Source organism: Ruegeria sp. AF7, from assembly GCF_056541885.1.
Window position 1 is genome coordinate 241,324 of sequence record NZ_JBQFYX010000001.1, and the last position, 25,124, is coordinate 266,447.

The 25,124-nt window shown below is 57.5% G+C and carries 24 protein-coding genes; 13 read left to right on the plus strand and 11 right to left on the minus strand.

The features are described 5' to 3' along the window. Positions 1-54 precede the first annotated feature (54 nt). Positions 55-1,275 (plus strand): N-acetylmuramoyl-L-alanine amidase, encoded by a 1,221-nt coding sequence (locus tag ACR0AP_RS01225; RefSeq protein WP_480504791.1) that lies wholly within the window; start codon positions 55-57, stop codon positions 1,273-1,275. Positions 1,276-1,369: 94 nt separating this feature from the next. After that, positions 1,370-3,859: a penicillin-binding protein 1A gene (locus tag ACR0AP_RS01230; protein WP_480504792.1), complete on the plus strand. Its 2,490-nt coding sequence runs from the start codon at positions 1,370-1,372 to the stop codon at positions 3,857-3,859. Here the strand turns inward: ACR0AP_RS01230 and ACR0AP_RS01235 are convergent. After that, positions 3,853-4,683, minus strand: coding sequence for an aminoglycoside phosphotransferase family protein (locus tag ACR0AP_RS01235; RefSeq protein WP_480504794.1), 831 nt, complete (start codon positions 4,681-4,683; stop codon positions 3,853-3,855). The two genes, ACR0AP_RS01230 and ACR0AP_RS01235, sit on opposite strands and share 7 nt — an antisense overlap. A 77-nt stretch (positions 4,684-4,760) precedes the next feature. Here ACR0AP_RS01235 and prfB point away from each other — a divergent pair, with 77 nt between their 5' ends. The 4 genes from prfB (at position 4,761) to ACR0AP_RS01255 (ending at position 8,905) form a co-directional block, all read left to right on the plus strand. Next, a complete protein-coding gene (prfB, locus tag ACR0AP_RS01240; RefSeq protein ID WP_480504795.1) occupies positions 4,761-5,888 on the plus strand; it encodes a peptide chain release factor 2 in 1,128 nt (375 codons plus the stop codon). A 1-nt stretch (position 5,889) separates the two neighbouring features. Continuing rightward, complete coding sequence (locus ACR0AP_RS01245) at positions 5,890-6,594, plus strand: M50 family metallopeptidase (RefSeq protein ID WP_480504797.1); 705 nt, start codon at positions 5,890-5,892, stop codon at positions 6,592-6,594. Positions 6,595-6,696: 102 nt separating this feature from the next. Next, positions 6,697-8,097 (plus strand): amidase, encoded by a 1,401-nt coding sequence (locus ACR0AP_RS01250; protein WP_480504799.1) that lies wholly within the window; start codon positions 6,697-6,699, stop codon positions 8,095-8,097. Positions 8,098-8,119: 22 nt separating this feature from the next. Next, positions 8,120-8,905, plus strand: a complete 786-nt coding sequence (locus ACR0AP_RS01255; protein WP_480504801.1) for a DUF2189 domain-containing protein — start codon at positions 8,120-8,122, stop codon at positions 8,903-8,905. Positions 8,906-8,914: 9 nt separating this feature from the next. On the opposite strand, the gene ACR0AP_RS01260 is transcribed toward ACR0AP_RS01255, so the two are convergent. The 4 genes from ACR0AP_RS01260 to ACR0AP_RS01275 all read right to left on the minus strand — a co-directional run bounded on the left by ACR0AP_RS01260 (position 8,915) and on the right by ACR0AP_RS01275 (position 13,619). Next, complete coding sequence (locus tag ACR0AP_RS01260; RefSeq protein ID WP_480504803.1) at positions 8,915-9,634, minus strand: helix-turn-helix domain-containing protein; 720 nt, start codon at positions 9,632-9,634, stop codon at positions 8,915-8,917. Positions 9,635-9,947: 313 nt separating this feature from the next. After that, positions 9,948-10,508: an acetolactate synthase small subunit gene (gene ilvN, locus ACR0AP_RS01265; protein WP_480504804.1), complete on the minus strand. Its 561-nt coding sequence runs from the start codon at positions 10,506-10,508 to the stop codon at positions 9,948-9,950. Then, positions 10,505-11,776, minus strand: a complete 1,272-nt coding sequence (locus ACR0AP_RS01270) for a glycosyltransferase family 87 protein (protein ID WP_480504806.1) — start codon at positions 11,774-11,776, stop codon at positions 10,505-10,507. Before ACR0AP_RS01270 ends, ilvN begins: the two co-directional genes overlap by 4 nt. 91 nt (positions 11,777-11,867) lie before the next feature. Further along, positions 11,868-13,619 carry an acetolactate synthase 3 large subunit gene (locus ACR0AP_RS01275; RefSeq protein WP_480504807.1) on the minus strand — a complete coding sequence of 584 codons (1,752 nt, stop codon included), beginning with the start codon at positions 13,617-13,619 and terminating at the stop codon, positions 11,868-11,870. Positions 13,620-13,688: 69 nt separating this feature from the next. Between ACR0AP_RS01275 and ACR0AP_RS01280 the strand changes: the two genes are divergently transcribed. The 3 genes from ACR0AP_RS01280 to ACR0AP_RS01290 all read left to right on the plus strand — a co-directional run bounded on the left by ACR0AP_RS01280 (position 13,689) and on the right by ACR0AP_RS01290 (position 15,316). Further along, positions 13,689-13,925 carry a hypothetical protein gene (locus ACR0AP_RS01280; RefSeq protein ID WP_480504809.1) on the plus strand — a complete coding sequence of 79 codons (237 nt, stop codon included), beginning with the start codon at positions 13,689-13,691 and terminating at the stop codon, positions 13,923-13,925. Positions 13,926-14,039: 114 nt separating this feature from the next. Then, entirely contained in the window at positions 14,040-14,885 is an 846-nt protein-coding gene (locus ACR0AP_RS01285) for a HalD/BesD family halogenase (protein ID WP_480504810.1), read from the plus strand. Positions 14,886-14,932: 47 nt separating this feature from the next. Then, positions 14,933-15,316: a bleomycin resistance protein gene (locus tag ACR0AP_RS01290; protein ID WP_209596686.1), complete on the plus strand. Its 384-nt coding sequence runs from the start codon at positions 14,933-14,935 to the stop codon at positions 15,314-15,316. An 82-nt stretch (positions 15,317-15,398) separates the two neighbouring features. On the opposite strand, the gene ACR0AP_RS01295 is transcribed toward ACR0AP_RS01290, so the two are convergent. Together ACR0AP_RS01295 and ACR0AP_RS01300 are read right to left on the minus strand one after the other, a co-directional pair. Then, positions 15,399-16,046 carry a response regulator transcription factor gene (locus ACR0AP_RS01295; RefSeq protein ID WP_267363844.1) on the minus strand — a complete coding sequence of 216 codons (648 nt, stop codon included), beginning with the start codon at positions 16,044-16,046 and terminating at the stop codon, positions 15,399-15,401. Beyond that, positions 16,043-17,476 carry a cache domain-containing protein gene (locus tag ACR0AP_RS01300; protein ID WP_209503642.1) on the minus strand — a complete coding sequence of 478 codons (1,434 nt, stop codon included), beginning with the start codon at positions 17,474-17,476 and terminating at the stop codon, positions 16,043-16,045. Before ACR0AP_RS01300 ends, ACR0AP_RS01295 begins: the two co-directional genes overlap by 4 nt. Before the next feature lie 245 nt (positions 17,477-17,721). Between ACR0AP_RS01300 and ACR0AP_RS01305 the strand changes: the two genes are divergently transcribed. From ACR0AP_RS01305 to ACR0AP_RS01315, 3 genes are all read left to right on the plus strand, one after another. Beyond that, complete coding sequence (locus ACR0AP_RS01305) at positions 17,722-18,804, plus strand: TRAP transporter substrate-binding protein (protein WP_480485346.1); 1,083 nt, start codon at positions 17,722-17,724, stop codon at positions 18,802-18,804. Positions 18,805-18,926: 122 nt separating this feature from the next. Then, positions 18,927-19,853, plus strand: coding sequence for a TRAP transporter small permease subunit (locus tag ACR0AP_RS01310; RefSeq protein ID WP_209503644.1), 927 nt, complete (start codon positions 18,927-18,929; stop codon positions 19,851-19,853). A gap of 17 nt (positions 19,854-19,870) precedes the next feature. Further along, positions 19,871-22,225 (plus strand): TRAP transporter large permease, encoded by a 2,355-nt coding sequence (locus ACR0AP_RS01315; RefSeq protein WP_480504811.1) that lies wholly within the window; start codon positions 19,871-19,873, stop codon positions 22,223-22,225. A 134-nt stretch (positions 22,226-22,359) separates the two neighbouring features. Here ACR0AP_RS01315 and ACR0AP_RS01320 read toward each other — a convergent pair whose 3' ends face one another. The 4 genes from ACR0AP_RS01320 to ACR0AP_RS01335 all read right to left on the minus strand — a co-directional run bounded on the left by ACR0AP_RS01320 (position 22,360) and on the right by ACR0AP_RS01335 (position 24,577). Then, positions 22,360-22,749, minus strand: a complete 390-nt coding sequence (locus tag ACR0AP_RS01320) for a VOC family protein (protein ID WP_480504812.1) — start codon at positions 22,747-22,749, stop codon at positions 22,360-22,362. A gap of 7 nt (positions 22,750-22,756) precedes the next feature. Next, positions 22,757-23,581, minus strand: a complete 825-nt coding sequence (locus ACR0AP_RS01325; protein WP_480504813.1) for an arginyltransferase — start codon at positions 23,579-23,581, stop codon at positions 22,757-22,759. A 75-nt stretch (positions 23,582-23,656) separates the two neighbouring features. Beyond that, positions 23,657-24,088, minus strand: a complete 432-nt coding sequence (locus tag ACR0AP_RS01330; RefSeq protein ID WP_480504815.1) for an RDD family protein — start codon at positions 24,086-24,088, stop codon at positions 23,657-23,659. A 66-nt stretch (positions 24,089-24,154) separates the two neighbouring features. After that, positions 24,155-24,577 carry a DUF2852 domain-containing protein gene (locus tag ACR0AP_RS01335; protein ID WP_209503649.1) on the minus strand — a complete coding sequence of 141 codons (423 nt, stop codon included), beginning with the start codon at positions 24,575-24,577 and terminating at the stop codon, positions 24,155-24,157. Between the two features lie 148 nt (positions 24,578-24,725). Between ACR0AP_RS01335 and ACR0AP_RS01340 the strand changes: the two genes are divergently transcribed. Beyond that, positions 24,726-25,109 (plus strand): DUF4440 domain-containing protein, encoded by a 384-nt coding sequence (locus tag ACR0AP_RS01340; protein WP_480504817.1) that lies wholly within the window; start codon positions 24,726-24,728, stop codon positions 25,107-25,109. Positions 25,110-25,124: the final 15 nt, after the last annotated feature.

A 25,124-nucleotide genomic window follows, 5' to 3' on the forward strand; every position in this document is an offset into this window, starting at 1 on the left:
CCGCCCCTTGTGGTATAGGGTGACCGACAAACGATCTCGGGAAAACTTGAGGCCATGAGCAGGATCTTCTTTAGCATTGCGCTGTTCTGGGCGTTGGCTGGTGGTGCCATTGCGCAGGATTTCAGCGCGTTGGCGCGTGTCCAGCCTGAGCAGAGCCGTATTACGGATGTCGGGCGTACCGGTGTTCGGGTGGACATCGCCCTCAGTCAGGGCGTTCCCTACAGGATTTTCACCTTGCAGGATCCCTACCGTATGGTTCTGGACTTCAACGAAGTGGATTGGGCCGGGCTGACCCGCGAAGACTTCCTGCAATCCGATCGCATCAGCGGTGTGCAGTTTGGCGCATATGTTCCGGGTTGGTCACGTCTGGTGCTGGAACTGGGTGCGCCGATGGCAGTGACGAAAGCAGAAATGTCGGTGGCAGAGGATTCGGGGGCTGCATTGCTGTCGCTCGACCTCAAGGGGACGGATTTCGATGCTTTCAACGCCTCGGCAGGTGCGCCGCGAAACCCGGGCTGGGACCTGCCGGAACCGGCGGATGTGCCGCAAGCCGCGGTGCGCAGTGCCGACCGACCCTTGCGTGTCATGCTGGATCCGGGCCACGGAGGCATTGATCCGGGGGCCGAGACTGACGCGATTGATGAAAAAACCCTTATGCTGACTTTCGCGCGTGAGCTGCGCGAAATCCTACTAAGATCAGGCGGGTACGAGGTGGTTTTGACACGGGTCGACGATCAGTTCGTCTCGTTGGAGCGCCGAATTGCGCTGGCGCACCGGGCCGGTGCGGACCTGTTCATTTCGCTGCACGCTGATTCCCTGTCCGAAGGGCGGGCACATGGCGCGGTGGTATATACCCTGTCCAACGATGCCTCGGATGTGGCCAGTGCGAAGCTGGCAGAACGGCACGACCGCGGGGATTTGATTTCCGGTATCGATCTGAACGGGGCAGATGATCAGGTCACGGATGTCCTGCTGGACATGGCCCGTCAGGAAACGATGCCACGCACAAGCGCGCTGGCCAAAGCCATCGCAAACGGTCTGGCACAACAAGGCGGGCCGATGAACGGCAAACCCCTGCGTACCGCATCTTTTTCAGTACTCAAGGCGGCGGACATCCCGTCGGTTCTGGTCGAGCTTGGATTTCTGTCCAGCCCCAGAGACCTCAAGAACCTCAAAGATCCTGATTGGCGGGCAAGAATGGCGCTTGGAATTCAACGAGGGCTTGAGGATTGGCGCCATCAAGATGTGATCCGCAAATCCCTTATTGGCCAGTGACCTTGCGGCGCAAAACGGCTAGAATACGCTCGGTGTTTTGACCCTTGGGCGGCGCATCACTATATAGGCGGCACCGCGAGAAAAAGGCAGTAACGTGATCCGGTTCATTCTTTCGATTTTCGGGGCGATTTTCAGCCTCGTGACATTGGGTATTTTCATGGCCGCGCTGGTGATCGGTGCGGTGTTCTGGATGTATGGGCGCGATCTGCCCAGCCACGAGTCGCTGGCACAGTACAAGCCACCCACGATCAGCCGGATCTATTCGGGTGAAGGCAAGCTGATCGATGAATTCGCGCAGGAACGCCGCCTGTTTACCCCGTCCGAGGAAATCCCGGATCTGGTGAAGCAGGCGTTTATTTCGGCGGAAGACAAGAATTTCTACAACCATCAGGGCTATGACCCGCGCGGCATCATTGCCGCCGGGGTCGAGGCGGTGCGGACCAAGGGCGAAACCGTTCGCGGTGCGTCGACTATTACGCAGCAGGTCATGAAGAACTTTCTGCTGTCCGGTGACCGCCGGGCCGAGCGTAAGATCAAGGAAATCATTCTTGCGACCCGGCTTGAGGATACATTGGACAAGGAACAGATCCTCGAACTTTATATGAACGAGATCTTTCTGGGCCAGAACTCGTACGGTGTGACTGCCGCCGCGCAGACCTATTTCAACAAGACCCTCCAGGAACTGGCCCCGCATGAGGCCGCCATGCTGGCTGCCATGCCCAAAGCGCCGTCAGATTACCACCCCGTTTGGCAAAAAGAGCGCCTTCTGGCCCGCCGCAATTACGTGTTACGCGAGATGCAGCAGAACGGTTACATCGATCAGGCGACTTATGAGGCCGAGGTCGAGTTGCCTCTGCGCTCGGTCCAGAACGGAGATTTTGAAAGCTTCCGTACGGCCCTGCCGCCCCGCGACTATTTCACCGATGAAATCCGTCGCCAGCTGAGCGAAGATTTTGGTGAGGGCGAGTTCTTTACCGGCGGCTTCACCGTGCGTGCATCGGTGGATGAGGAAATGCAGGTTGAGGCCGCACGGGCCCTGCGCGAGGCGCTTGAGAAATACGACCGCTCCCGTGGCAAATGGCGCGGAACAGGTGACGTGATCCCGGAAGAAAAACTGGCGGATGAGGCGCAATGGCGCGAGGCGCTGGCGGCCATGGAAATTCCGCGCGACGTTATTCTGCCAACCCGTTGGTATCCCGCCGTGGTTCTGGGCGTGACCGACCAGCAACTGACCGTTGGTGTCGAAGAAGGTCCTGCCGATGGGACTATCCCGCGCGCGGACATCAAGTGGATGCAGGGTGATTTTGCGGCCAACTTCAAGCGCGGTGACGTCATTTTTGTCGTTGCGGGTGAAGATGGGCAGTGGTCGGCGCGCCAGGTGCCCGAGGTACAAGGCGGCTTTGTCGCGATGGATGTGAACTCGGGTCGTGTTCTGGCGATGCAGGGCGGGTTCTCGTATCAGGATACCGTGTTCAACCGGGCCACACAGGCACAGCGTCAGCCGGGATCGTCGTTCAAGCCATTTGTCTATGCTGCTGCGCTGGACAGCGGATACAGCCCCGCGACAATCGTCGTCGATGCGCCGATCGAAGTGAACACGCCGCAGGGGCTGTGGCGCCCCAAGAACTCTTCCAACAAATTCTACGGCCCCACACCTTTGCGCACAGGGATCGAACAGTCGCGGAACCTGATGACCATCCGTCTGGCGCAGGAAGTTACAATGCCTGTCGTTGCGGGCTACGCGGAACGGTTCGGTGTCTATGACAGGATGGGCGCGTTTTTGGCCAACTCGCTGGGGGCCGAGGAAACCACGCTTTACAAGATGGTCGCGGCCTATGCGATGTTCGCCAATGGCGGCCAGCGTGTGGAACCCACTCTGGTCGACCGCATTCAAGACCGGTTCGGAAAAACCATCTATCGCCACGATGACCGTCAGTGTCTGGACTGTAACTCGACCTGGCTGGAACCAGATGAATCGCCCACCCTTGTCACGGATCGCGCGCAGGTCATGGATGCGATCACCGCCTATCAGCTGACATCGATGATGAAGGGTGTGGTCGATCGCGGGACGGCATCCAGCGTTGTGAATCTGCCCGTGCCAACAGCGGGCAAAACCGGAACCACCAACGACTCCAAGGATGCGTGGTTCATCGGCTTTACGTCGAACATCGTGGCCGGTTGCTATATCGGTTATGACCGACCGCGTCCGATGGGACGTGGGGCCTATGGTGGCACGCTGTGTGGCCCTGTGTTCCAGAGCTTCATGGAAAAAGCGGTCGAAAAATACGGCGGCGGTCCGTTTGAAGTGCCGGAAGGCGGTCATTTCATCAAGATCGACCGCTTCAGCGGGGCCCGTCTGCCCGATGATGCCACCGGTGACTATGTCGTGGCCGAATTCTTCCGCGACGGCGTCGATGGTTTTATCGACCGTGTCTATGATGGTGGTTTTGCCATCGGATCGGACCTGCCATTGTTTGAAGAAGTCCAGCGCGCTGGTGTACAGGTTCAGACGTCGACGGGCCAGACCGTGACCGTTGGTCCGAAAGCTTCCCAAGGGGACCTGAGCACCGGCGGGCTTTACTGACCGGCCGCTTTCAGAAACAGGTTTAGTAGATCAGCTTCTGCGTCACCGCAGATCGGGCCGTCAGATCGCCAGTAGATGGACAATGCGCATTTCGCGGCAGCCCATTGAGCCAGCCGTATTCGTGGAACACTCATTGCTTTGGAATACTCCGACAGACAGGTTTCGATTTGCAGGGGTTGGCGCACAAGATCCGGCATTCCCTTAGGGTGTCGCAACGCGTTGGCCAGTTCAAAAGCGGGATCGCCTAGATAACCTTTTGCATCGATGATCCGGGGTCCTGATAGTGTCATAATGACATTGTCTGGATGAAAGTCCCCGTGAAGAGGTACGGGTGAAGGTTGGCTGTCTAACAAGTCTTCACTTAGTGCAATCGCTGACTTCACCGCGTTACGCAGTTGGGCAGGGCACTCGGCCGCAAAGGTGCATTCAGCCAAGGGGGCGAACACCTGTTGCAAGGGTTTCATTCCAGTGGCGCTGACCGGGTCCCCTGCGTGCAAACACGCTGCTGTTTCCGCAAGTGTCTTGACGGCTTCTTCGGGCCTGCCCGCGCGGGCGATATCTCCCAGAGATGGTCCATCCAACCACTCCATCAGTACGGCGCTCCGTGCCTCTTCCAAAATCCGAACAGCGCCCCTGTCGCGCCACCCGACCAACAAGTTTGTGCCCGGTTTTTCGTTCCCGCGATCTTGCCTGCGATAAAGCTTCAAGGCAGCTGGGCCGCAATTGGACTGTACTTTCCACACTCTTGCATGGCCGGTGTCCGCAACCAGTTCAGGAAAGTGCAAATCCCATCTGCCCAGAAACTCTTCGACTGTGTTTTGCATTCAGGTCCAGCCTGTCTTGTGGTGTCTCGCACCTCTTGCTATCACGCAGGCCTGATTGAGCAAGTTGGGACAAGACCATGCGCGCCGAAACCCAGAACATCGTGGCGGATATAAAAAAGTCGCTGGAGCTGCTGGCGCAGCGTATGGACTATGAAACCGCACCGCATCGCCTTGAGGAATTCAACGCGCGCGTCGAAGACCCCAACCTTTGGGATAACCCTGAAAACGCGCAGAAACTGATGCGCGAGCGGCAGATGCTGGTCGATGCAATCGAGACGTATGAATCCATCAAGACCGACCTCAACGACAATATCGAACTGATCGAGTTGGGCGAGATGGAGGAAGACCAAGAAGTCGTTCAGGATGCCGAAGCCGCGATCAAGACGCTGAAAGCCAGAGCCGCCAAAAAAGAGCTTGAGGCGCTGCTGGACGGTGAGGCCGACAGCAATGATACGTTCCTCGAAATCAACTCGGGCGCGGGGGGAACCGAAAGCTGCGACTGGGCGTCGATGCTGGCGCGCATGTATGTGCGCTGGGCCGAGAAAAAGGGTTACACGGTCGAGCTGCAATCCGAGACACCGGGCGAAGAAGCGGGGATCAAATCCGCAGCCTACAAGATTTCCGGCCACAACGCCTATGGCTGGCTAAAATCGGAAAGCGGCGTACACCGGTTGGTGCGGATCTCGCCCTATGACTCGGCGGCAAAACGCCATACGTCTTTCAGCTCGGTCTGGGTCTATCCGGTGGTCGACGACAATATCGAGATCGAGGTGAACCCGGCCGATATCCGCATCGACACCTACCGGTCTTCGGGGGCTGGTGGCCAGCACGTGAACACCACCGACTCGGCCGTTCGGATCACGCACATCCCGACCGGGATTGTTGTGACCAGTTCGGAAAAGTCGCAGCACCAGAACCGTGATATTGCCATGAAAGCCCTGAAATCGCGCCTGTACCAGCAGGAACTGGATCGCCGCAACGCGGATATCAACGCGGCGCACGAGGCTAAGGGCGATGCGGGCTGGGGCAACCAGATCCGGTCTTACGTCTTGCAGCCCTATCAGATGGTCAAGGACCTGCGAACCAATCACGAAACCTCGGATACCAAAGGGGTTCTGGACGGGGACCTGGACGTATTCATGGCGGCAACCTTGGCCCTGAACGTGGCAGGCAAAAGCCGATCCGAGGCGCAGGGCGACAGCTAAGGTGACACGCCAGCGTTCCTTTCCGGACCTGCGCAAAGGGCACTGGCAGCTAATCCTGATCACCGGTCTGGTCTTTGCGCTCTGGAACACGCCGTTTGTTGTTCCGCTAAAAATTCTGGTTGTCTTTCTGCATGAGCTGTCTCATGCCGTGACAATCCTATTGACTGGCGGCTCGGTCGAGAGTTTCACGATCTCACCCCAGCAAGGCGGAATGGTGATCGGCCGGGGCGGCAGCAGGTTTCTCAGCCTGTCCGCCGGCTATCTCGGCTCGCTTGTGTTTGGTATTGCGCTTTTGATCATTGCCTTGAGGACAAATGCTGACCGGGCTGTTTTGGCTGTTTTCGGCGCAATCATGTGTCTGATCGCACTGCTGTACATACGCGATGCTTTCGCCTTGCTGTTTTGCGCAGGCGTCGGGGCGGCAATGATTGCGACAGCGTGGTTCATGAGCCACGAGGTCAGTGATCTGGTGCTGCGCGTTGTCGGGCTGACCAGCATGATCTACGTGCCGTTTGATATCTTTGATGACACCATCCGACGATCCGGCGCACGCTCGGACGCGTTCCTGTTGGCCGAGGAATTCGGCGGCACCGCGATGCTGTGGGGTGGGGTCTGGCTGGTGTTGAGTGGTGGCGCCATTGCCCTTTGTCTATGGTATTGGTTGGGCCGGGACAGCAACCTGCCATTGCACCGCAGAGCGTTGTGATGCTGTTGTTTGTGAGACAAGAAAAGACACATCTAAACAGTGGGTTTAAATGAGGTGAACCGCTCGCTAGGCTGTTGAAGACCAACAACAGACTGGCGTGTTATGGACCTGACCCGGATATCTGCCACAGAGCTTCTGAACCAACTGGCTACCCGGCAGGTTTCGGCCACAGAAGTCATGCGGGCCACGCTGGATCGCATTGCCAAAGTCAACGGTGACGTGAACGCCATCGTGGCGCTGCGGGACAAGGGCGAGCTGAAGGCCGAAGCGCAGGCCCGCGACAGCGGTCCTGTCACTGGCCCGCTGCACGGACTGCCAATTGCCGTCAAGGATTTGGTCAATGTGGCAGGTATTGTCTCGTCGCACGGATCGCCTGTTTTCAGGGATGTCGTCCCTGACAGGGATGATCTGATTGCCGCCAGGATGCGGGCCGCGGGCGCCATCCTGATCGGCAAGACCAATACGCCGGAGTTCGGGCTGGGTTCGCACACGTTCAACCCGGTCTATGGTGCGACGCGCAACCCGTATGATGCCAGTTTCACCTGCGGTGGCTCATCCGGTGGTGCGGCAGTGGCTTTGGCAACGGGTATGGTGGCATTGGCCGACGGGTCTGACATGATGGGCAGCCTGCGCAACCCGGCGGCCTGGAACAACGTCTACGGCTTTCGCCCAAGCTGGGGCAGGGTGCCGTCTGATCCTGTGGGTGACAGTTTCCTGCATCAACTGTCCACGCTGGGGCCGATGGCGCGCAGTCCCGAAGATTTGGGTATCCTGCTCGACGTGATCTCGGGGCCCGATCCGCGCCTGCCATTGGTCGGAGAATATACACCGGTTTCCCCAGTGGTCGCAGCAGATCTGAACGGGCTGCGCATTGGCTGGCTGGGCGATTGGGGCGGGGCCTTTCCAGTTGAAGCCGGAATCCTTGAGCTGTGCCGGGATGCGTTGAAGGTGTTCGAAGCGCGGGGCGCGCGTGTTGAACATGTCGCCCCGCCTTTCGATGCCGAACGGTTATGGACCAGTTGGATCACCCTGCGGTCCTGGACTGTCGCCGCAGGGCTGGAACCTTTGGCTGAACGACGGGACCATCTGAAAGACACAGCCCAGTGGGAGCTGGACCGGGGTCTGACGATGAGTGCCATGGACGTGCATCACGCCAGCGTAATTCGGTCAGAATGGTTCCGGCGCGCGGCGGAACTGTTCGAGCAGTTTGATGCCCTGGTCCTGCCATCCGCACAGGTTTGGCCGTTTGGGATCGAAACGCCATACCCCACCCGGATCGCGGACCGCGCGATGGATACATATCATCGCTGGATGCATGTCACGGTACCGGTCAGCCTGATTGGCTTGCCTTGTCTGGCCGCGCCCGCCGGGTTTGGTGTGCAGGGCCTGCCCATGGGCTTTCAACTGTTTGGACCAAAAGGATCGGATCAGAAATTACTGTCGGTCGGGGCGGCGTATCACACCGAAACCGACTGGCCTAACAAGAGGCCGGCGATGTCATAACGCCGATCAGGGAGGAGACTAAATGGAAAAGCCATTTGGCGTTCCGGACATGCGTCCGGTAGATACAGCCATGCTGCGCACAGCGTTGAAGCGCGCCTGGGCCGACTTTCGGCGCGCGCCGCAGTTCGGGTTGATCTTTGCCGGGTTCTACGTGCTTGCGGGATGGGCGATGGCATGGGTCACCATCCAGACTGGTACAACCTTCTGGCTGGTTCTGGCAGCTATCGGCTTTCCACTGATCGGCCCGTTTGCCGCTGTTGGCCTTTACGAGGTGTCGCACCGGCTGGAACAGGGCGAACCGCTGGATCTTGGTGCAATCTTTGGTGTCGTGCTGCAACAAAGCCGCCGGCAATTGCCGTCGATTTGCGCCATCATCGTCGTGGTGTTTCTGTTCTGGTTTTTCCTGGGGCACATGATCTTTGCCCTGTTCCTTGGGCTGGCCACGATGACTAACGTGTCATCCTCGCTTGAGGTCTTTCTGACGGCGAATGGCCTGACAATGCTGGCTGTGGGCACGGTGGTTGGGGCGGTATTCGCAACCGTTCTCTATATGATCACCGTATTGTCGATCCCACTGCTGCTGGATCGCGAACTGGATTTTGTCACGGCAATGATTGCAAGTTTTACCTATGTGTCCGGGAATTTTCCGGTGATGCTTGTCTGGGGGGTAATCATCGCTGTTCTGACGTTCCTGGCCATGGTGCCCTGGTTTCTGGGCCTTCTGGTGGTCCTGCCACTGTTGGGCCACGCCAGTTGGCACCTGTATAGACAAATCACCCAAGTCGAAGGCGGGGAAGCATCGTCCTGAGATAACCGGTCAGAGTTGCTGAGCCGGATTGTTCGTAGACAGCCGCGCAGCGGCGAAAATTGCAGCTGCATCATGCCCGAGATATTTCAGAACCACGGGCTCCGGTGCTTCAGGGGTGGCCGGGCTGACAACCGTACCCCGCCACTGAACCGCTGTTCCCGTCGGATCGGGTGAAATCATATAAACGCGACTGTTTTGACCCTCCCGCTGAGAGGTCAGCATATAGACGGAATCGCCGGAGCAGGCGACGATCCCCTGTATTTCGCGCGCTTGCGGCGTTGCCTCAGGCATCGCCGCGCGCGACACATATCCGCGTATCAATGTGCATTGGGCCTGTGGCCGGGCGTGCAGAAGGGTCATACGGTGCGAGGCCGAGACGCTTTCGATCACGGCGTAAAACCCCGGAGAAAACGCAGTTCTGGCGATCATGTCCACACCTGACCCCAGAAACTCGGTCAAGGCAGTTTTCGCGGCGTGATCCTCGACCTTTTCAATTTCGTCCAGCGGCTTCAGAAGAATGCGCGCATCCACGTCGAAAAACCGACAGATGCGATCCAGAACATCTGGCCGTGGAACACTTTCGCCCGAAAGATACCTGTTGAATTGCGTGCGATTTACGCCAAGCTTGCGGCACAGTGCCGAGACTGACCGATACCTTCGTGCCAATTGCCGCAGGTTCGCGCCAAACATCGCGCGAAGTTCAGCCGGGCTGCGAATGTCGTTGGTCATGGATGCCCACGTCTTGCTGAGATTCCTGAAAAACCATCGCATCACTGGAACCAAGCCCCGGCGCGCATTGAAAAATCGTACAGATTGACCCCAAGCAACGTATCCCCACGTCGCGTTGCGCGTTGAGGCTAATGCCATAAAGCGCAATGGCAATAGGCTTTATCTGAAAATGCCTAATCTTTATCCGGAAAAGCCGGCCCTATGGCAAATTTAGCGCATAGAAGGGCGCGTGGGTTGGTTTTAAAAATGCCCACTAACCTCAAATAGTGTTCCCGCCCTGGGTGCAAGAAAAGTCGCAAGGCGGGTATGTTGTTCAGTCACCGCGCAGTAGGGCCGCCACGCCGGTGCGGGCGATTTCCATCAGGCCCAGCGGGCGCATCAGGTCAGCAAAAGCGTCGATCTTGTCCGGCGCGCCGGTGATCTCGAAGATGAAAGAGTTCAGGGTGCTGTCGACCACATTGGCGCGGAAGATGTCAGCCAGGCGCAGCGCCTCGACGCGTTTGTCGCCTTCTCCCACGACTTTTATGATGGCCAGTTCGCGTTCAACCGACGGGCCTTCGACCGTCAGGTCATGCACGTCATGGACAGTCACGATCCGGCCCAGCTGCGCCTTGATCTGCTCGATCACCTGCGGCGTGCCGGTGGTGACAATGGTGATGCGGCTCAGGTGTCCTGTGTGATCCACCTCGGCCACGGTAAGGCTTTCGATGTTATATCCACGCCCCGAGAACAGACCGATCACACGGGCCAGGACACCGGGTTCGTTCTCGACCAGCACGGCAATGGTGTGGCGTTCCTGCATGTCCGAGAAGGTAGGTCGTAGGTTGTAGGCCGAATGGCGATTGGAGCCTTTTTTGATTTGTAGCGGTGTCATGGAATAACCTCATCATGAGCAGATAGTTCGGAAGGCTTTCGCAAACTGAAAATCAAAGCGCGAAAACAGACTAGGCTGGCGAGTACCAGAATGGGGAAAAACAACAGACGAAGGGAAAACACAGTGCTTTCGCGAAATGCGTCAAACAGGAACGCAGGTGAGACGCCGATCCACATTGCTGCCGCCAGAGCAATACCCCAGGGCTGTCGAGTCAGTATGCCGGCCCTGAGTAAGAACAGGGCCGTCATTGCAAGTAAGGCTACTTCGTAGTGCCAGAGATATGGCGACGACAACACGATTCCCAGCATGAGTACGGCAACACGTAGATCGAAATTCACCTTGGGGCTGCGCCATGCAAGAAAGACAGCCACTCCGGACAGAGCGGTTATCATCCATTGCAGGGTCAGTGCGTGTTTTTCACCAACTCCGAGGCTTGCCAGCAAAGAGTACGGGCTCAGCATATTGGAGTTTGAGCTGATGGAGTTCCTGATCCAGTCAGCTTGAATGCCCAGCATTTTCTGCAACTCCACCCAGTAGTCGACCCCAACTACCCAAGTTCCGGCGATCGATATCAAGGTGGTCGTGATAACGGCTGACGCAATTGTTCTCCACGCACCGCAAGCGATCAAAGCAATGGGGATCAGCAATCCCAATTGCGGTTTTAGCGTTAGCAACCCAATGAAAAAACCAGCAAGAACATAGCGGTGATCACGAAGGGCAGCTAGCGCTGCCAGTAAACCGGCCGTCCAAAGTGCAGTTGTCTGCCCCAAATACAGACTTGGTAGGAGGGCAGGAGGCAAGGCAAAGGCAAACCACACCGGCAAGATACCGCAGGAAAACGAGCGAACTGCCAGAACCATGGACAGAATAGAGACGGTAGAGAACACCGCCCAGGCTTGTGAAAATGTCAAAGCTCCCAGCGGTTGCATCCCCAGCAGAAAAGCAGGTGGATACAACCAAGGACCCCACTCACCTTCATTATGTGCCTGATGGATTTCAATTAGCCGATCTATGTCAAATACAGCCAAGGGCTCACCCTGATAGGCAATTCGGCCCGCGGACCAAAAAACCTTGAAATCAAAGTTTAATGCCGGCTTTCCTTCTAGAGAAAGTGCATACCATGCCGATCCAAGCCAGAACAAAAACACGGCAAGCACAAATGCAGGAACAAGCGTACCGACTTGCCAACCGCGCCGTCCGTTAAATATGGACAAGTTATCTTTTGCGTTTGAAGCACTTGAAGGCACAGACGTGCTAACGTTACGCATTTTTGGTTCCTTTCGGACTATGATCGGCAAAGTCAGTGATGCCAAAAACTCGATCAATTGATCGCTCTGGCAAGCACGGACACGATCCTGGTCAAACCAACACAGCGCCACCTGCCTGAATCACGCCCTGCGTCTCGGCCTCGCCCAAAAGCATCTCGTTATGTGCCTTGCCCGACGGGATCATGGGGAAGCAGTTCTCGTGCTTTTCGACCAGACAGTCGAAGATCACTGGGCCGTCGTAGTTGATCATCTCCATGATCGCGTCGTCCAGATCGGCGGGGTCGGAACACAGGATACCTTTGGCGCCAAACGCCTCGGCGAGTTTCACGAAATCGGGCAGGGCTTCGGACCAGCTGTGCGAATAGCGCTCGCCATGCAGCAGTTCCTGCCACTGCCGGACCATGCCCAGACGCTCGTTGTTCAGGATGAACTGCTTGACGGGCAGGCGGTACTGAACGGCCGTGCCCATTTCCTGCATGTTCATGAGCCAAGAGGCTTCACCGGCGACGTTGATCACCAACGCGTCCGGATGTGCCATCTGCACACCGATGGAGGCGGGGAAGCCGTAGCCCATAGTGCCCAACCCGCCCGATGTCATCCAGCGGTTGGGATCTTCGAACCCAAGATACTGTGCCGCCCACATCTGGTGCTGGCCAACCTCGGTGGTGATATAGCGGTCATGCTTTTTCGTCAGCTCTTCAAGACGTTGCAGCGCATATTGCGGTTTGATCGACTTTTCGCTGTTGGTGTAGGACAGACAGTTAATCTTGCGCCATTCGGAGATCTGTGCCTGCCATTTCTTGACGGCTGCTGCATCGGTCTTGCGCCCGCGTGATTTCCACACCTTCAGAATGTCTTCCAGTACATGCGCCACGTCGCCGACAATCGGGATGTCCACACGGATGACCTTGTTGATTGAAGACGGATCAATGTCGATATGGGCTTTCTTGGACTTTGGAGAGAACGCGTCAATGCGCCCTGTGATCCGGTCGTCGAACCGTGCGCCGATGTTGATCATCAGGTCACAGCCGTGCATCGCAAGGTTCGCCTCGTAAAGGCCGTGCATCCCCAGCATACCCAACCAGTTTTCGCCCGACGCGGGATAGGCACCCAGACCCATCAGGGTAGATGTGATCGGGAAGCCGGTGGAATCCACCAGTTCGCGCAGCAACTGGCTGGCTGCGGGGCCAGAGTTGATGACGCCACCGCCCGTATAGAAAACAGGCTTCTTGGCTTTTTCAATGGCTGCAACAAGCTCGTTGATTTCCTCCAGATCGCCTTTCAGCACAGGCTGGTAGTGCGAGGTCGAAGGTTTCGGACTGTTGTATTCACCCGTGGCAAACTGCACATCCTTGGGAATGTCGATCAGAACCGGGCCGGGACGGCCCGACTTGGCCACATGGAAAGCCTCGTGCAGCGTTTCGGCCAGCGAATTCGTGTCCTTTACCAGCCAGTTATGTTTGGTGCAGGGGCGGGTGATGCCAACGGTGTCGGCCTCCTGAAAGGCATCCGATCCGATCATGAAGGTCGGGACCTGTCCGGTCAGAACCACAATCGGGATCGAGTCCAGCAACGCATCGGTCAGGCCGGTAACGGCGTTTGTGGCACCGGGACCAGAGGTTACAAGCGCAACACCCGGCTTGCCGGTCGACCGCGCATAGCCTTCGGCGGCGTGGATTGCACCCTGTTCGTGACGCACCAGAATGTGGCGAATGTCGTTTTGCAGAAAGATCTCGTCATAGATCGGTAGGACGGCGCCACCGGGGTATCCGAATACCGTGTCCACGCCCTGATCCTTGAGGGCCTGAACCACCATCTTTGCGCCGGTCATCTCACGTGTCATCTGCTTTGCTCCGTTCGCGACATGTGTCTTGCGTTTGACAAAAAAAAGCCCCCGAATTTTCGGAGGCGCATGGGTTCGATTATGGTTTACCGTTACCGGCCCATGCGCGTGGTTCCTACGATTACGACTAGCGTTCTCATCGCCAGAGGCTCCTTTTTGCTTGCAGGGGACATTATGGTCGGGGGGGAGGAGCGTCAACAGGCAAATCCACCAATTTTCTATCTCAATGGCGGTATTTTGCGAAATTTTGTTGCGCAGATTGCCGCATGCCGGGAATTTCCGGGAAAAGGGCAGTCGTTTTCCTGAGGGCGGGACAAGTATGAAGGTCTGAATGCGTCAGGCCGATGTCTGAAACTGGCATGATCCGGTGTTTTGTCTGGGTCACGCTGACCTTGTGGTCGCAAACGAGGGAGGCGGAGCATGTTACAGGACCTGGTAGATCTGGGACGATATCCGATCGATCGCCCGGATTCGCCAGCTTACAGGCGATTGATCGAGGATTTGCGGCGCGAGTTGGAACAGGACGGATGTGCGGTTCTACCGGGTTTCGCACATGCACAGGGGATCGAGCTTTTGGTGCAAGAGGCAGACGAGGTGGCGCCCAATGCACACCGGTCTTTCAATCGTACAAATGCCTATTTCACCAAAGACGACCCACGGTTCGACGCCGCCCATCCGATCAGACGGTTCTATGACCGTTCGAACGCGTTTGTTCCTGCCGACAATTTTGCGCAGTCCGGTCCTTTGCGCAGGATTTACGAGTTTAGCGGATTTCTTCCCTTCATTCGGGATGCGCTGGATGAGCCTGAGGACCGCTTCTTTCGTTACGACGACCCGTTGGCGGACGTGATCATCAATGTCGTGGAAGAGGGGCAGGGCTTTCCCTGGCATTTCGACACCAACAACTACACCGTGACACTGGCGATCCAGAATGGCGAGCAGGGCGGTGCATTCGAATACGCGCCCAATCTGCGCTCAGCCGAGGATGAGAATTTCGATCAGGTCGCTTCGGTTCTGGATGGAAACACGGCGCGTGTTCATCGGCTGGAATTGCGACCTGGGGACTTGCAGATATTCAAAGGCCGCTATTCTCTGCACAGGGTCGCACCGGTCAAGGGCACGCGGCGGCGGTATGTGGGTATCTTTTCATTTGTCGAGGCCGAAGGCATGTGCGGCGGGATCGAACGGACGCAGCAGCTTTATGGACGCGTGTTGCCGCACCATTACGAGCGTGCGGGTTTGCGAAAGGATCAGTTGCTGGATTAACAGATCATCACGGGTAAACTGAAACTATTTCCTGTTCGGAGCTTCAGATGCCCAAGATTTTGCAACTTACCCCATTTGTGCTGTGTTCATCCTTGCAGAACCAGATTGATTTCTACTGTAAGCGACTAGGATTTACCTGTAGCTTCAAGCAGGACAATTACGCATTTTTGTCACTTGGCCCGGTCGCCATTCGGTTGTTGGAATGCCCACCGCGAGAGGATGGCAAGGCGTTGGGCGACGACCAGTCGTTTTATATTGATGTAGACGATATCGACGGCTTTTATGAAAATTTGCGGGCTGGGTTGGCCGATCTGCCCGAGGGGCGCGTTCGGCCTCCGTTCGACCAACCTTATTTGCAGCGTGAGTTTCACATTCTGGATGAAGACGGAACACTTGTGTTCTTTGGTCAGGATATCAGACCCCGGGCGTGAACGCTCCCGCCTGTTATCGCTATGCCTGCGGCAAGCCTCCTCTAGTTGGGTAAGGCAGCACTGGGCTGCGACCGCGCATCGATCAGAAGCCGACCCCGGTGCCTTGCAGCATGCCATGTTCCAGCGCGTAGCGGGTCAGCCCGGCAGTCGAGGAAATTCCCAGTTTGCGCTTGATGTTCTTGCGATGCGTTTCAACCGTGCGCACCGAGATATCCAGCTTTTGCGCAACCTCTTTGTTTGATTTGCCCTGCGCCAGTTCCAGCAGAATTGTTTGCTCGCGCCCTGTCAGCGCCTCGCGTGCGTTGTCGCCTTTGGGTTTCAGGGACCCACTGGCACCGGTGCACAGATACTGCTCACCCCGCATGACCGCATCGATGGCCTGCTTGATCTCTTCGGTTGGGACATCTTTGAGAACATAGCCTTTTGCGCCGTGGCTGAGCGCGGTCGAAATGTATTCGGGGCTGTCATGCATCGACAGGATCAGGATGCGCGTATCGGGCAGGCGTTCCAGAATGATTTCCGTGGCGCTGAGTCCGCCGAGGCCAGGCATGTTCAGGTCCATCAGGATGACATCCGGGGCGAGGCCAACCGCCTGATCCACCGCGGCCTGACCGCTGCCGAGTGTTCCAACCACTTCGATATCGTCGTAGCTTTCAAGGATCGACTGAATGCCCTCGGCCACCATGGGATGATCGTCGACAATAAGAACTCGGATGTTTTTGGCGCTCATGTACCGGCCTTTCGGTTCGGAGTTGCGTCTTCCTGCGGTGGCAACAGGTGGCTCAGCGGCAGACTGGCCTCGATCACCGTTCCGCCGCGCGGTCCGCGTGATGACAGAATACGCAGCGATCCGTCAAGTTGTTCAATTCGTTCCTGCATGTTGCGCAGGCCGATGCCTGTGGTCGGGGTCCCGGATTCTGCGCGCAACCCACGGCCATTGTCGGTGATCCGCATGGTTGCGCCTTTCTTGTGGCCACGCAGGTCAATTGTAACATAAGAGGCATCCGCGTGGCGTTCGATATTTGTCAGCGCCTCTTGTGCGATGCGATAAAGCGCGATCTTGCTGTCCTGATCCAGCCGGTTTCGGAAAACGACGGTGGAAAATTCGGTCTCGATCCCGGTTCGTTCGCGAAAATCGTCGGTCAGAGCCTTCAACGCAGGTCCGAGACCAAGGTCGTCCAGCACGCCGGGGCGCAGGTCGCGGCTGATGCGGCGCACCTCGGTGATGGCGGTGCGAAGATGGTCGATGCCTTTGTCCAGCGGATCGCGCGCACCCGCATCATCGCCGCGCAACAGACGGCGGCGCGCATTGTCCAGCGCATAGCGTACACCCACAAGGATCTGGCTGATGCCATCATGCAGTTCGCGGGCAACCCGGCCGCGTTCTTCTTCCTGCGCGTCGAAGACACGTTGCGTCAGTTCCTTCAGCTTGGCATCCGCCAACCGCCGCTCGCGAATGTTCAGCAACATGCCCGAGGCAAAGACAATCAGAACGGCAGCAACAACAATGGCGCCGATATACATGAAGGTGCGCTGCACGCGGGCCTCGACCTCGGCCCTTGCGTTGGCGACCGTGGCGACAATGTCGTCAATGAAGACCCCGGTACCCACGACCCAGCGCCAGTCCTGCAACCCGACGACATAGGCGATCATCTGCGCCTCATCCCCGGTCGAGGGTTTTTCCCACATGAAGCTGTGCCACCCGGCCCCTTGACGGGCGAGGCGAATGAACTCGTCAACGATGGGCGTGCCATCGCTGTCGGTCAGACCTTCCCAGTTGCGGTTGATAAATTGTGTCTGACGGGGGCTGACCAGATTGTTGCCATCATAGTCGTAAACAAAAAAGAACCCGTCCTGCCCATAGATCATTGCCGAGAGTATCTGCGAGACAAGGTTCTTTGATACCTCGTCATCCGGTTCAGCGCGGCCATAGATATAGGCAAAACCATTGCGCGCCTGCGTCACGTAGTTGCGCAGTTCTTCTTTTTTGGCTTCTATCAGGCTGCGCTCCAGGGCTTCGATCTCGCGCTCGGCGGTCGCACGTGCCTCATATGCGACAAGTACAGCGATTGCGGCCACGGCCACAACCAGCGGGATTGCGGCCACCAGCGACAGTTTCTGCGCATAGGTCAGCGAGACCAGATGTCGAAGTCTTTGCATGGACGAATCGATACGCAAGCGGCGGCAAAAATGCAAAAAGATTGGCGTTGGTCTGTGAAATTCCGGTATTTGGGCCGTTTTTGTTGGAGTTTTCGTTCGGAAATTTCACCGCATCCCCAAAAGAAATCGATTCTCTACGCAGTAGTAGGTATTCCCTTTCGCTTCGCTCACATTAGGCTGACGCGCACTGAATGCGACAGGTCCGGTTCTGCCGGATCGTGACTATGAAGGGGAGGAACACTCATATGGATCGTCGTTCATTTCTGAAAAAATCCGCGCTGGGCGGCTCGGCAGCTGCAGCAACCGCTCTGGCGGCTCCGGCCTATGCGCAGGGACAGCGCACACTGACCATGGTGACCTCGTGGGGTCGTGGTCTGGCTGGCGTGTTTGACAGCGCGCAGCGTTGTGCCGACAGCATCAACGCGATGTCGGATGGCAGCCTGAATGTCGAGATCAAAGCGGCAGGCGAACTGGTTGGCGCGTTCGAGGTGTTTGACGCGGTGTCGTCCGGTCAGGCCGACATGTATCACGCCGCTGACTATTACTTTGTCGGTCAGCACCCAGGTTACGCCTTCTTCACGGCCGTGCCCTTCGGCATGACCGCGCAGGAACTGGTCAACTGGTACTATCATGACGGCGGTATGGAGCTGCATGATGAGCTGGGCGAAATCTTTGGCCTGAAGTCCTTCCTGGCCGGTAACACCGGTGCGCAGGCGGGCGGCTGGTTCTCGAAAGAAATCAACAGCCCTGAAGACTTCAATGGTCTGAAGTTCCGTATGCCCGGTCTGGGCGGTAAAGCACTGGGCAAACTGGGCGCGTCTGTTCAGAACATCCCCGGTTCCGAAGTGTATCAGGCGCTGTCGTCCGGCGCGATTGACGGAACCGAGTGGATCGGACCCTGGGCCGACGAAAAGGCGGGCTTCCAGGAAATCACCAAGACCTACTACACCGCGGGCTTCCACGAGCCGGGCGCAGGTCTGTCGCTGGCAACCAACCGCGACGTGTTCAATGAGCTGACCCCGGCCCAGCAGAAGATCATCGAGATCGCTGCCGCAGAAGCACACCAGTGGAACCTGGCGCAGTTCCTGGCCAACAATGGCGCAGCGCTGCAGCGCCTGCAGGCCGGTGGCGTCAAGGTCCTGGAATTCCCTGACAGTGTCTGGGATGCGTTCGGCAAGGCCAGCCAGGAAGTTCTGGACGAGAACATGGGCGATGAGCTGTTCAAGAAGATCCACGACAGCGCAATGTCGTCGATGGCGGCTTCGTCGGCATGGAACAACCTGTCGTCGGGTGTCTACACCGCACAGCGTGACCGTGTTCGCGGCTAAGCCTTCCTGATCAAAGGAAAAACGGTTTCCCCGCGCCTTGCGGGGAAGCCTTTCCCGTTGCGTGAAGGGACTTGGGCAAGCCACAATAGGCCTGCGCGCAACTGAGACGACCTGGGGACAACATGCAGGACGAAAACGGTATCTCGTTCTTCGGCGCCCTGTGGAATGGACTGGTCTGGTTCATTCAGAACATTGCCGAAGCCTTCTATAATTTCGGATATGCGGTCACGCATCCGCAGCTCTGGCTGGACTGGTCTGACAAGGCGTCGATCATGCGCTTTGTCTATTACGGCGGCTCGGTCGAGTTCTTCTTTGTGGTGTTCACCTTCTTTTTGGTTCTGACAGCCGTCGGGTTGTATTACCGGAACTTCATGTGGGCCATCGTGCGCGGCCTGGAAGGATTTGCAAACACCACCGGGCGGTTCTTTGCCTGGGCGGGTCTGCTGATGGTGATTCAGCAGATCGTCATCGTATTCATGCAACGGGTCTTTACCCGTCCTGACATGTCCTTCGGTCTGGGCATACCGTTCCAGATGGATATCAGCTGGTTCGCGGAAGAGCTGAAACTGTATAACGCCATGGTTGTTTGTCTGTGTTGTACCTACACATTTGTGCAGGGCGGGCATGTGCGCGTTGATCTGATCTATGCCGGTATCAGCCACCGCGCCAAGCGTGTGGTCGATATGTGCGGTGCGTTGCTGTTCATGATGCCAATGGCGGTGCTGACCTGGATGTACGGCTGGTTCTTCCTGTGGCGTCATCTGATCGTGCCGAACCCTTCGGCCAGTGACGCGCTGGACCGTCTGGTGGCCAAATCCCGCGCCTTGCGCTGGAACGTGGAAACCATCGGGTTCAGCCCCAACGGGTTCAATGCCTACTTCCTGTTCAAGATCCTTCTGGTGGCGTTTGCGGCCATGGTGTTCCTGCACGCCATCGCGTTTTTGTACCGGTCGTATCTGGAATACGTGGAAGGACCGGACAGCGTTGGAAAATACCTCGACAAGGACAGCCTTGGTGAGGGCGAAGAAGCCTATGAAGGCGCGCATTAAGGGCGGAGACAAAGACAATGCTATTCGGACTTGATGGCGTCGAGATAGGCCTCATTATCGTATTCTTTTGCCTTTTCGGGGGCATTCTTTCCGGCTTTCCGGTGGCTTTTGCCATCGGCGGGGCAGGGATAATATCCTTTGGCATCATCGCCGCGCTGGACAGCGCGGGGTTGCTGATCCACCAGGCGATTGACGTCGGATCGCAAAGTTATCGGGACCTTGTGAACTCCGGGATCAAGCCGGACACCATATCCGTGTTCCGATACCCGGATTTGCCAAGGCTCGCCGAACCGGTTTTTGCCTCGGGCTGGGAAACCGCGCTGGACCGGAACGTGTCGTTCATCGTGAACCGCATGAACGAGCGCGTGCTGGCCGGGCAATCCATCGAGACCCTTCTGGCCGTGCTCATGTTCGTTCTGATGGGCATCACGCTGGAGCGGTCAAAGATTGCCAACGATCTTCTGACCACAATGGCGCGCGTTTTTGGCCCGCTTCCGGGTGGTCTGGCCGTGTCGATTGTGGTTGTGGGGGCGTTCCTTGCGGCTTCGACCGGTATCGTTGGCGCGACCGTTGTGACGATGGGCCTGCTGGCGCTTCCAACCATGTTGCGCAACAACTATTCGCCGGAACTGGCGACCGGTGTGATCGCGGCATCGGGCACCTTGGGGCAAATCATTCCACCGTCGATCGTGATCGTCCTGCTGGGCACATTGGCGGGGGATCTGTATTCGACAGCGCAGGAAACCCGGGCTGTTGAAGCCGGTTGTACCGACGCGCTGACCTATCTGGGTGAGCCTGCGGTTGTCTCGGTCGGGACGTTGTTCCAGGCGGCATTGCTGCCGGGGATCATGCTCGCGCTGCTCTACGCGCTTTACGCCTTTGGCTATGCGCTGCTGAACCCGCACAAGGCGCCTGCAGTGGCTGTGTCCGGTGGCTCCGGGGAACCCATTACGCGGTCAGAAGGCCTGACATGGTTGTTGGGTGCGCCGGTTGCCCTGATCGTCGGTGCGGTCCTTCTGGGCAATGTCGGTGTGATCGGAAGCCAGAATATCTCTGTCTCGGCCTTTTCGGATATTGGCGAGGGTGCGTCGCTGCGGACCAATGTCTCGGCAGAGTGCAAGGCGTCGATGATCGATCTGCACGGGCAGGTTGCCTGGGATCAGGCTGTTGCCGAGCAGGAGGCAATTGATGCCGCTGGCGGCACAGCCGAAGCGCATCGCCTGACAGAAGAGGAACTGGCGGCCGAACAGCAAAAAAGGATTGCCGATGCGGCGCCGATCGGCACCGGAGTGGCGGTAACCCTTGTTCTGCTGGGTCTGACCCTGGTTCTGGGCCGTGGTATCGCACCCTCGCGGTCACCGCAGCCGCTGATCCTTGGCGCGATCGGGCTGTTGCTGATGGCATTGGTCGATATCCTGATGATATCGCCGACCACATCCTCTGGCGTGACTTTCGTACTGCTCGCCCTGCCGTTCGCGCTGGCCATGTATGGCTGCAAAGAGGCTGCGGCCCGCTGTGCCACAAACGATCTGATCCGCGTGGTCTTCCCGCCGCTTGTTCTGATCATAGCGGTGCTGGGCTCGATCCTGGGAGGTGTCACCAATCCGACACCAGCGGCTGCGCTGGGCGCGGGTGGCGCGATCATGCTGGCGGCCTATCGCAAGCTGCAGGATCAGGGCCGTTCGGGCAAAGTGGTCATCTGGTCGACCTTCGCCGTTGTCATTGCACTGCTGATGGGGGTCAACTTTGACCTGCGTATCAATCAAGGCAGTGTGACGGTGGAAACCTGGATCGCCTTCATCATTGCTTATGCGGCCTATCTGTACGCCCTGTTCGGGCTGCTGTACGGATGCTGGGTGCTCTATTCCAGCGGTGTTTTGACCCCGGTGGTGCGTGAGACAGCCAAAGTGACCTCGATGGTGTTCACCATCCTGATCGGATCGCAGTTGCTGAACCTCGTGGTGATTTCATTCGGAGGGGAGCATTATATCCAGCAATTCCTGAAGAGCTTTGACAACGAGTTCACGGTTTTCCTGATCGTGATGCTGGTGCTGTTCATTCTGGGGTTCGTGCTGGATTTCCTCGAGATCATCTACATCGTGATCCCCATCGTGGGCCCGGTGATCTATGGCGGCTCGTTCGATCCGAAATGGGTCACGATCATGGTGGCGGTGAACCTTCAGACGTCGTTCCTGACGCCACCTTTCGGGTTTGCGTTGTTCTACCTTCGAGGGGTTGCGCCGAAAGAGGTCACAACCGGCCATATTTATCGCGGGATCGTTCCGTTTGTTCTGATCCAGGTGATGGGGATCGCGATCTTGTGGTTCTTCCCGACGATTGTCACGATCGTTCCGGACCTGATGCCAAACTGATCCGATCCGGAAGGGAATATTGCAAAGGGGGCCGGTTGGCCCCCTTTTCTGTTTGTTTCGGGCAAGGGGCCAGCCCCTTCTTGGCCTGCGGCCAATTCATCCCCGGGATATTTTTGGCCAGATGAAGATTCGGATCAGGTGAACTGGATCAGGTCCCAGCGATTGCCGAAGGGATCACGCCAGATTGCGACAATGCCATAAGGTTCGTGACGGGGTTCTTCTTCGAAGGGGATATCCCTTGCGCGCATGTTCGCATGGTCGCGGTAGAAATCATCGGTTTGCAGGAAGAACCCGACGCGTCCGCCGGTCTGGTTGCCTATGGCGTTGGTTTGTTCGGATCCGTCAGCCTTTGCCAGAAGAAGGAAGCCGCTATCCGAACCGGGAGGCGCGACCAGAACCCAGCGCTTGCCATTGCCGAGGTCTATGTCCTTGATAAGTTCGAAGCTGAGCGTCTTTGTATAAAACAAGATGGCGTCGTCGTAATCCGGCACCACGAGGGTGACGGCATGCAGGCTTTGTTTCATCGCGCGGTCAGCCTTTGGTCGGATGCCGGTCAGGGAGCTGGATATTGGCGACCTGTTCGGCGATTGGCGGCGCCGACAAGGGGTGATGCGATGTGCCGGTATAGGCATCCGGATCGCTGATCTTTTGCCAGCCCCCCTGAATATAGGCCTCGAGCCCTGAAAACTTGGCTTTGTAGCCCATCTTGGGACTGCCGGGGACCCAGTACCCCAGATAGATATAGGGCAGGCCCGCCTCACGTGCGATGTCGATATGGTCGAGGATCATGTAGGTGCCGAGTGAGTTCTGCGGCTGTTCCGGGTCGTAGAAGGAGTAGACCATGCTTAGACCATCATCGAGCACATCGGTCAGGCTGACGGCGATCAACTCGCCCGTTTCAGGATCGGCGTATTCCACAACGCGGCTGCGGATCGGTGTTTCCTCGATCATCGCGGCGAATTCGAAAACATCCATGTCAGCCATGCCGCCATCGGCGTGACGGGTGTCAAGGTAACGGCGGAACAGCTCGTATTGTTCATCCGTGGCCCATGGCGAGGTTGCGCGACGTTCCAGGTATCCGTTCCGCTTTGCCGCGCGTCTCTGGCTTTTGGTCGGCTGGAAGGCTGACACATCGATCCGGGCTGACAGGCAGGCCGCGCAATCCGTACACGAAGGCCGGTAGAGCACATTCTGAGACCGGCGAAATCCTTGTTGAGACAGGGAGTTGTTCAGCTGTTCAGCCCCTTCGCCTTGCAGGGCGGTGAACAGTTTACGTTCCATCCTGCCATCAAGATAAGGGCAGGGCTGCGGTGCCGTGACATAGAATTGTGGCGCTATTGGCAGCGTATGTCGCATGAAATCCCCATCCAGCCTCGGGAGGGATGATAGCAACCGTTCCCGAGACCGCCAAGTGTTTCACGCAACCTTGCGTCAGGCCCGTTGATTGATCATGACGGTGCCCAGAAAACCGTCGGTCAGACCCTGGCCACGGGCGCTGGTCATCATCATGATGACCGAGATGATCTGGACCACGGGAAAGGCCATGCTGACGAAATAGCCCGCAGTATGGGCAAGCGCCTTGCCCAGATCCATTCGTTCTCCGAACGCGTCGCGCAGCTCGATCCCCATAAATCGCATTCCCAGCGTGGCAGAGCCGTTGGCGATGGTCACCACCCGGTAGACGAAACTAACGACGGCGTAGATCAGGGCCAGGAAAAACAGACCCAGAAACGCAGTAAAGAGGATTGCCACCGTGCAAAGCAGCGAAATGAAGGCGATATCGAACAGCCAGGCGACGAAGCGTTTGGTTGTCACGGAACGATAGAAATCGGGTTGGGTGTCGGGGTCGGGCAGATGGTTCATTCGATGGGTCCGAAAAACTGGGGTAGGGGTACCCTGTCCCGAAACACCGGGGCAGGGCAAGGTCAATCAGGCGGGCTCGCCCTTGCCGTCTTCGTCATGGTTCTCGCGGGCGCGTTCATCCATGAATTGGTCGAATTCGGCCTTGTCCTTGGCGTCACGCAGGCGGCGTAGGAAGGCTTCGAAATCCTGTTGTTCACGTTCCAGGCGGGCCAGGGTATCTGCTTTGTAGGCGTCAAAGGCGCTGTTGCCTGAGGGCTTCATTGCGCTCATGTGGCTGTGCCAGGATTTACGACGGTTGCAGGATTTGCTGAACATGCGTTTGCTCCAGATCATGTAGGCCAGCAGGGCAAGGCCAACGGGCCAGAAGAAGATGAAACCAAGAACCATGGCGGCGATCCAGGCCCCTTTGCCTTTGTCATCCAGCCAGGCTTCGGTTCGATAAAGCCATCCCGGATTCGCGGGGACGGCGGGGTCGGACAATGCGGTCATTTGAGCTCTCCAGGGTTGATGTAAACTCTATTCACATTGCATAGATGGGGTACCGTTTGGACGGGTGCAAGGGGTAATGTGAAAAAGATTTACATTATGCAATCCGGTTGACGTTTCAGGAACTGGCCCACAGGGTCGGAGTATGGATATGACGGACAACAAAGCTGCCCTTGCACTAAAGGACATACTTGAACTGGAAACACAGGTCTGGGTGGCGCTGGTTGAAGGTAATGCCAGCGCCGACCGCGCCTTGCTGAGCGCGGATTTTCTGGGCGTTTATCCCACGGGGTTTGCCAATCGGGACGATCACGTCGGGCAATTTGCAGATGCGCCAACGATGGCCGAGTTTGATCTGAGTGACGCCCGGTTACGCATTCTGACCCCGGATATCGTCTTGTTGTCCTACCGCGCCGATTACCTGCGCCCGGGCGCAGATCGGCGCGAGGCAATGCTGATTTCATCTTTGTGGGAAAGAAGAAACGACGTATGGATCAACAGCTTCAGTCAGGATACGCCGGTTCAGGAAACCTAATCAGAATGCCCCATT

Coding starts and splice junctions, on each gene's coding strand:
- ACR0AP_RS01300 (WP_209503642.1), bottom strand. CDS start 17,476: ATGCAAAGACTTCGACATCTGGTCTCGCTGACCTATGCGCAGAAACTG.
- ACR0AP_RS01285 (WP_480504810.1), top strand. CDS start 14,040: ATGTTACAGGACCTGGTAGATCTGGGACGATATCCGATCGATCGCCCG.
- ilvN (WP_480504804.1), bottom strand. CDS start 10,508: ATGACACCGCTACAAATCAAAAAAGGCTCCAATCGCCATTCGGCCTAC.
- ACR0AP_RS01330 (WP_480504815.1), bottom strand. CDS start 24,088: ATGAACCATCTGCCCGACCCCGACACCCAACCCGATTTCTATCGTTCC.
- ACR0AP_RS01250 (WP_480504799.1), top strand. CDS start 6,697: ATGGACCTGACCCGGATATCTGCCACAGAGCTTCTGAACCAACTGGCT.
- ACR0AP_RS01290 (WP_209596686.1), top strand. CDS start 14,933: ATGCCCAAGATTTTGCAACTTACCCCATTTGTGCTGTGTTCATCCTTG.
- ACR0AP_RS01315 (WP_480504811.1), top strand. CDS start 19,871: ATGCTATTCGGACTTGATGGCGTCGAGATAGGCCTCATTATCGTATTC.
- ACR0AP_RS01310 (WP_209503644.1), top strand. CDS start 18,927: ATGCAGGACGAAAACGGTATCTCGTTCTTCGGCGCCCTGTGGAATGGA.
- ACR0AP_RS01255 (WP_480504801.1), top strand. CDS start 8,120: ATGGAAAAGCCATTTGGCGTTCCGGACATGCGTCCGGTAGATACAGCC.
- ACR0AP_RS01235 (WP_480504794.1), bottom strand. CDS start 4,683: ATGCAAAACACAGTCGAAGAGTTTCTGGGCAGATGGGATTTGCACTTT.
- ACR0AP_RS01270 (WP_480504806.1), bottom strand. CDS start 11,776: ATGCGTAACGTTAGCACGTCTGTGCCTTCAAGTGCTTCAAACGCAAAA.
- ACR0AP_RS01340 (WP_480504817.1), top strand. CDS start 24,726: ATGACGGACAACAAAGCTGCCCTTGCACTAAAGGACATACTTGAACTG.
- ACR0AP_RS01260 (WP_480504803.1), bottom strand. CDS start 9,634: ATGACCAACGACATTCGCAGCCCGGCTGAACTTCGCGCGATGTTTGGC.
- ACR0AP_RS01335 (WP_209503649.1), bottom strand. CDS start 24,577: ATGACCGCATTGTCCGACCCCGCCGTCCCCGCGAATCCGGGATGGCTT.
- ACR0AP_RS01295 (WP_267363844.1), bottom strand. CDS start 16,046: ATGAGCGCCAAAAACATCCGAGTTCTTATTGTCGACGATCATCCCATG.
- prfB (WP_480504795.1), top strand. CDS start 4,761: ATGCGCGCCGAAACCCAGAACATCGTGGCGGATATAAAAAAGTCGCTG.
- ACR0AP_RS01275 (WP_480504807.1), bottom strand. CDS start 13,619: ATGACACGTGAGATGACCGGCGCAAAGATGGTGGTTCAGGCCCTCAAG.
- ACR0AP_RS01280 (WP_480504809.1), top strand. CDS start 13,689: ATGGGTTCGATTATGGTTTACCGTTACCGGCCCATGCGCGTGGTTCCT.
- ACR0AP_RS01225 (WP_480504791.1), top strand. CDS start 55: ATGAGCAGGATCTTCTTTAGCATTGCGCTGTTCTGGGCGTTGGCTGGT.
- ACR0AP_RS01325 (WP_480504813.1), bottom strand. CDS start 23,581: ATGCGACATACGCTGCCAATAGCGCCACAATTCTATGTCACGGCACCG.
- ACR0AP_RS01320 (WP_480504812.1), bottom strand. CDS start 22,749: ATGAAACAAAGCCTGCATGCCGTCACCCTCGTGGTGCCGGATTACGAC.
- ACR0AP_RS01305 (WP_480485346.1), top strand. CDS start 17,722: ATGGATCGTCGTTCATTTCTGAAAAAATCCGCGCTGGGCGGCTCGGCA.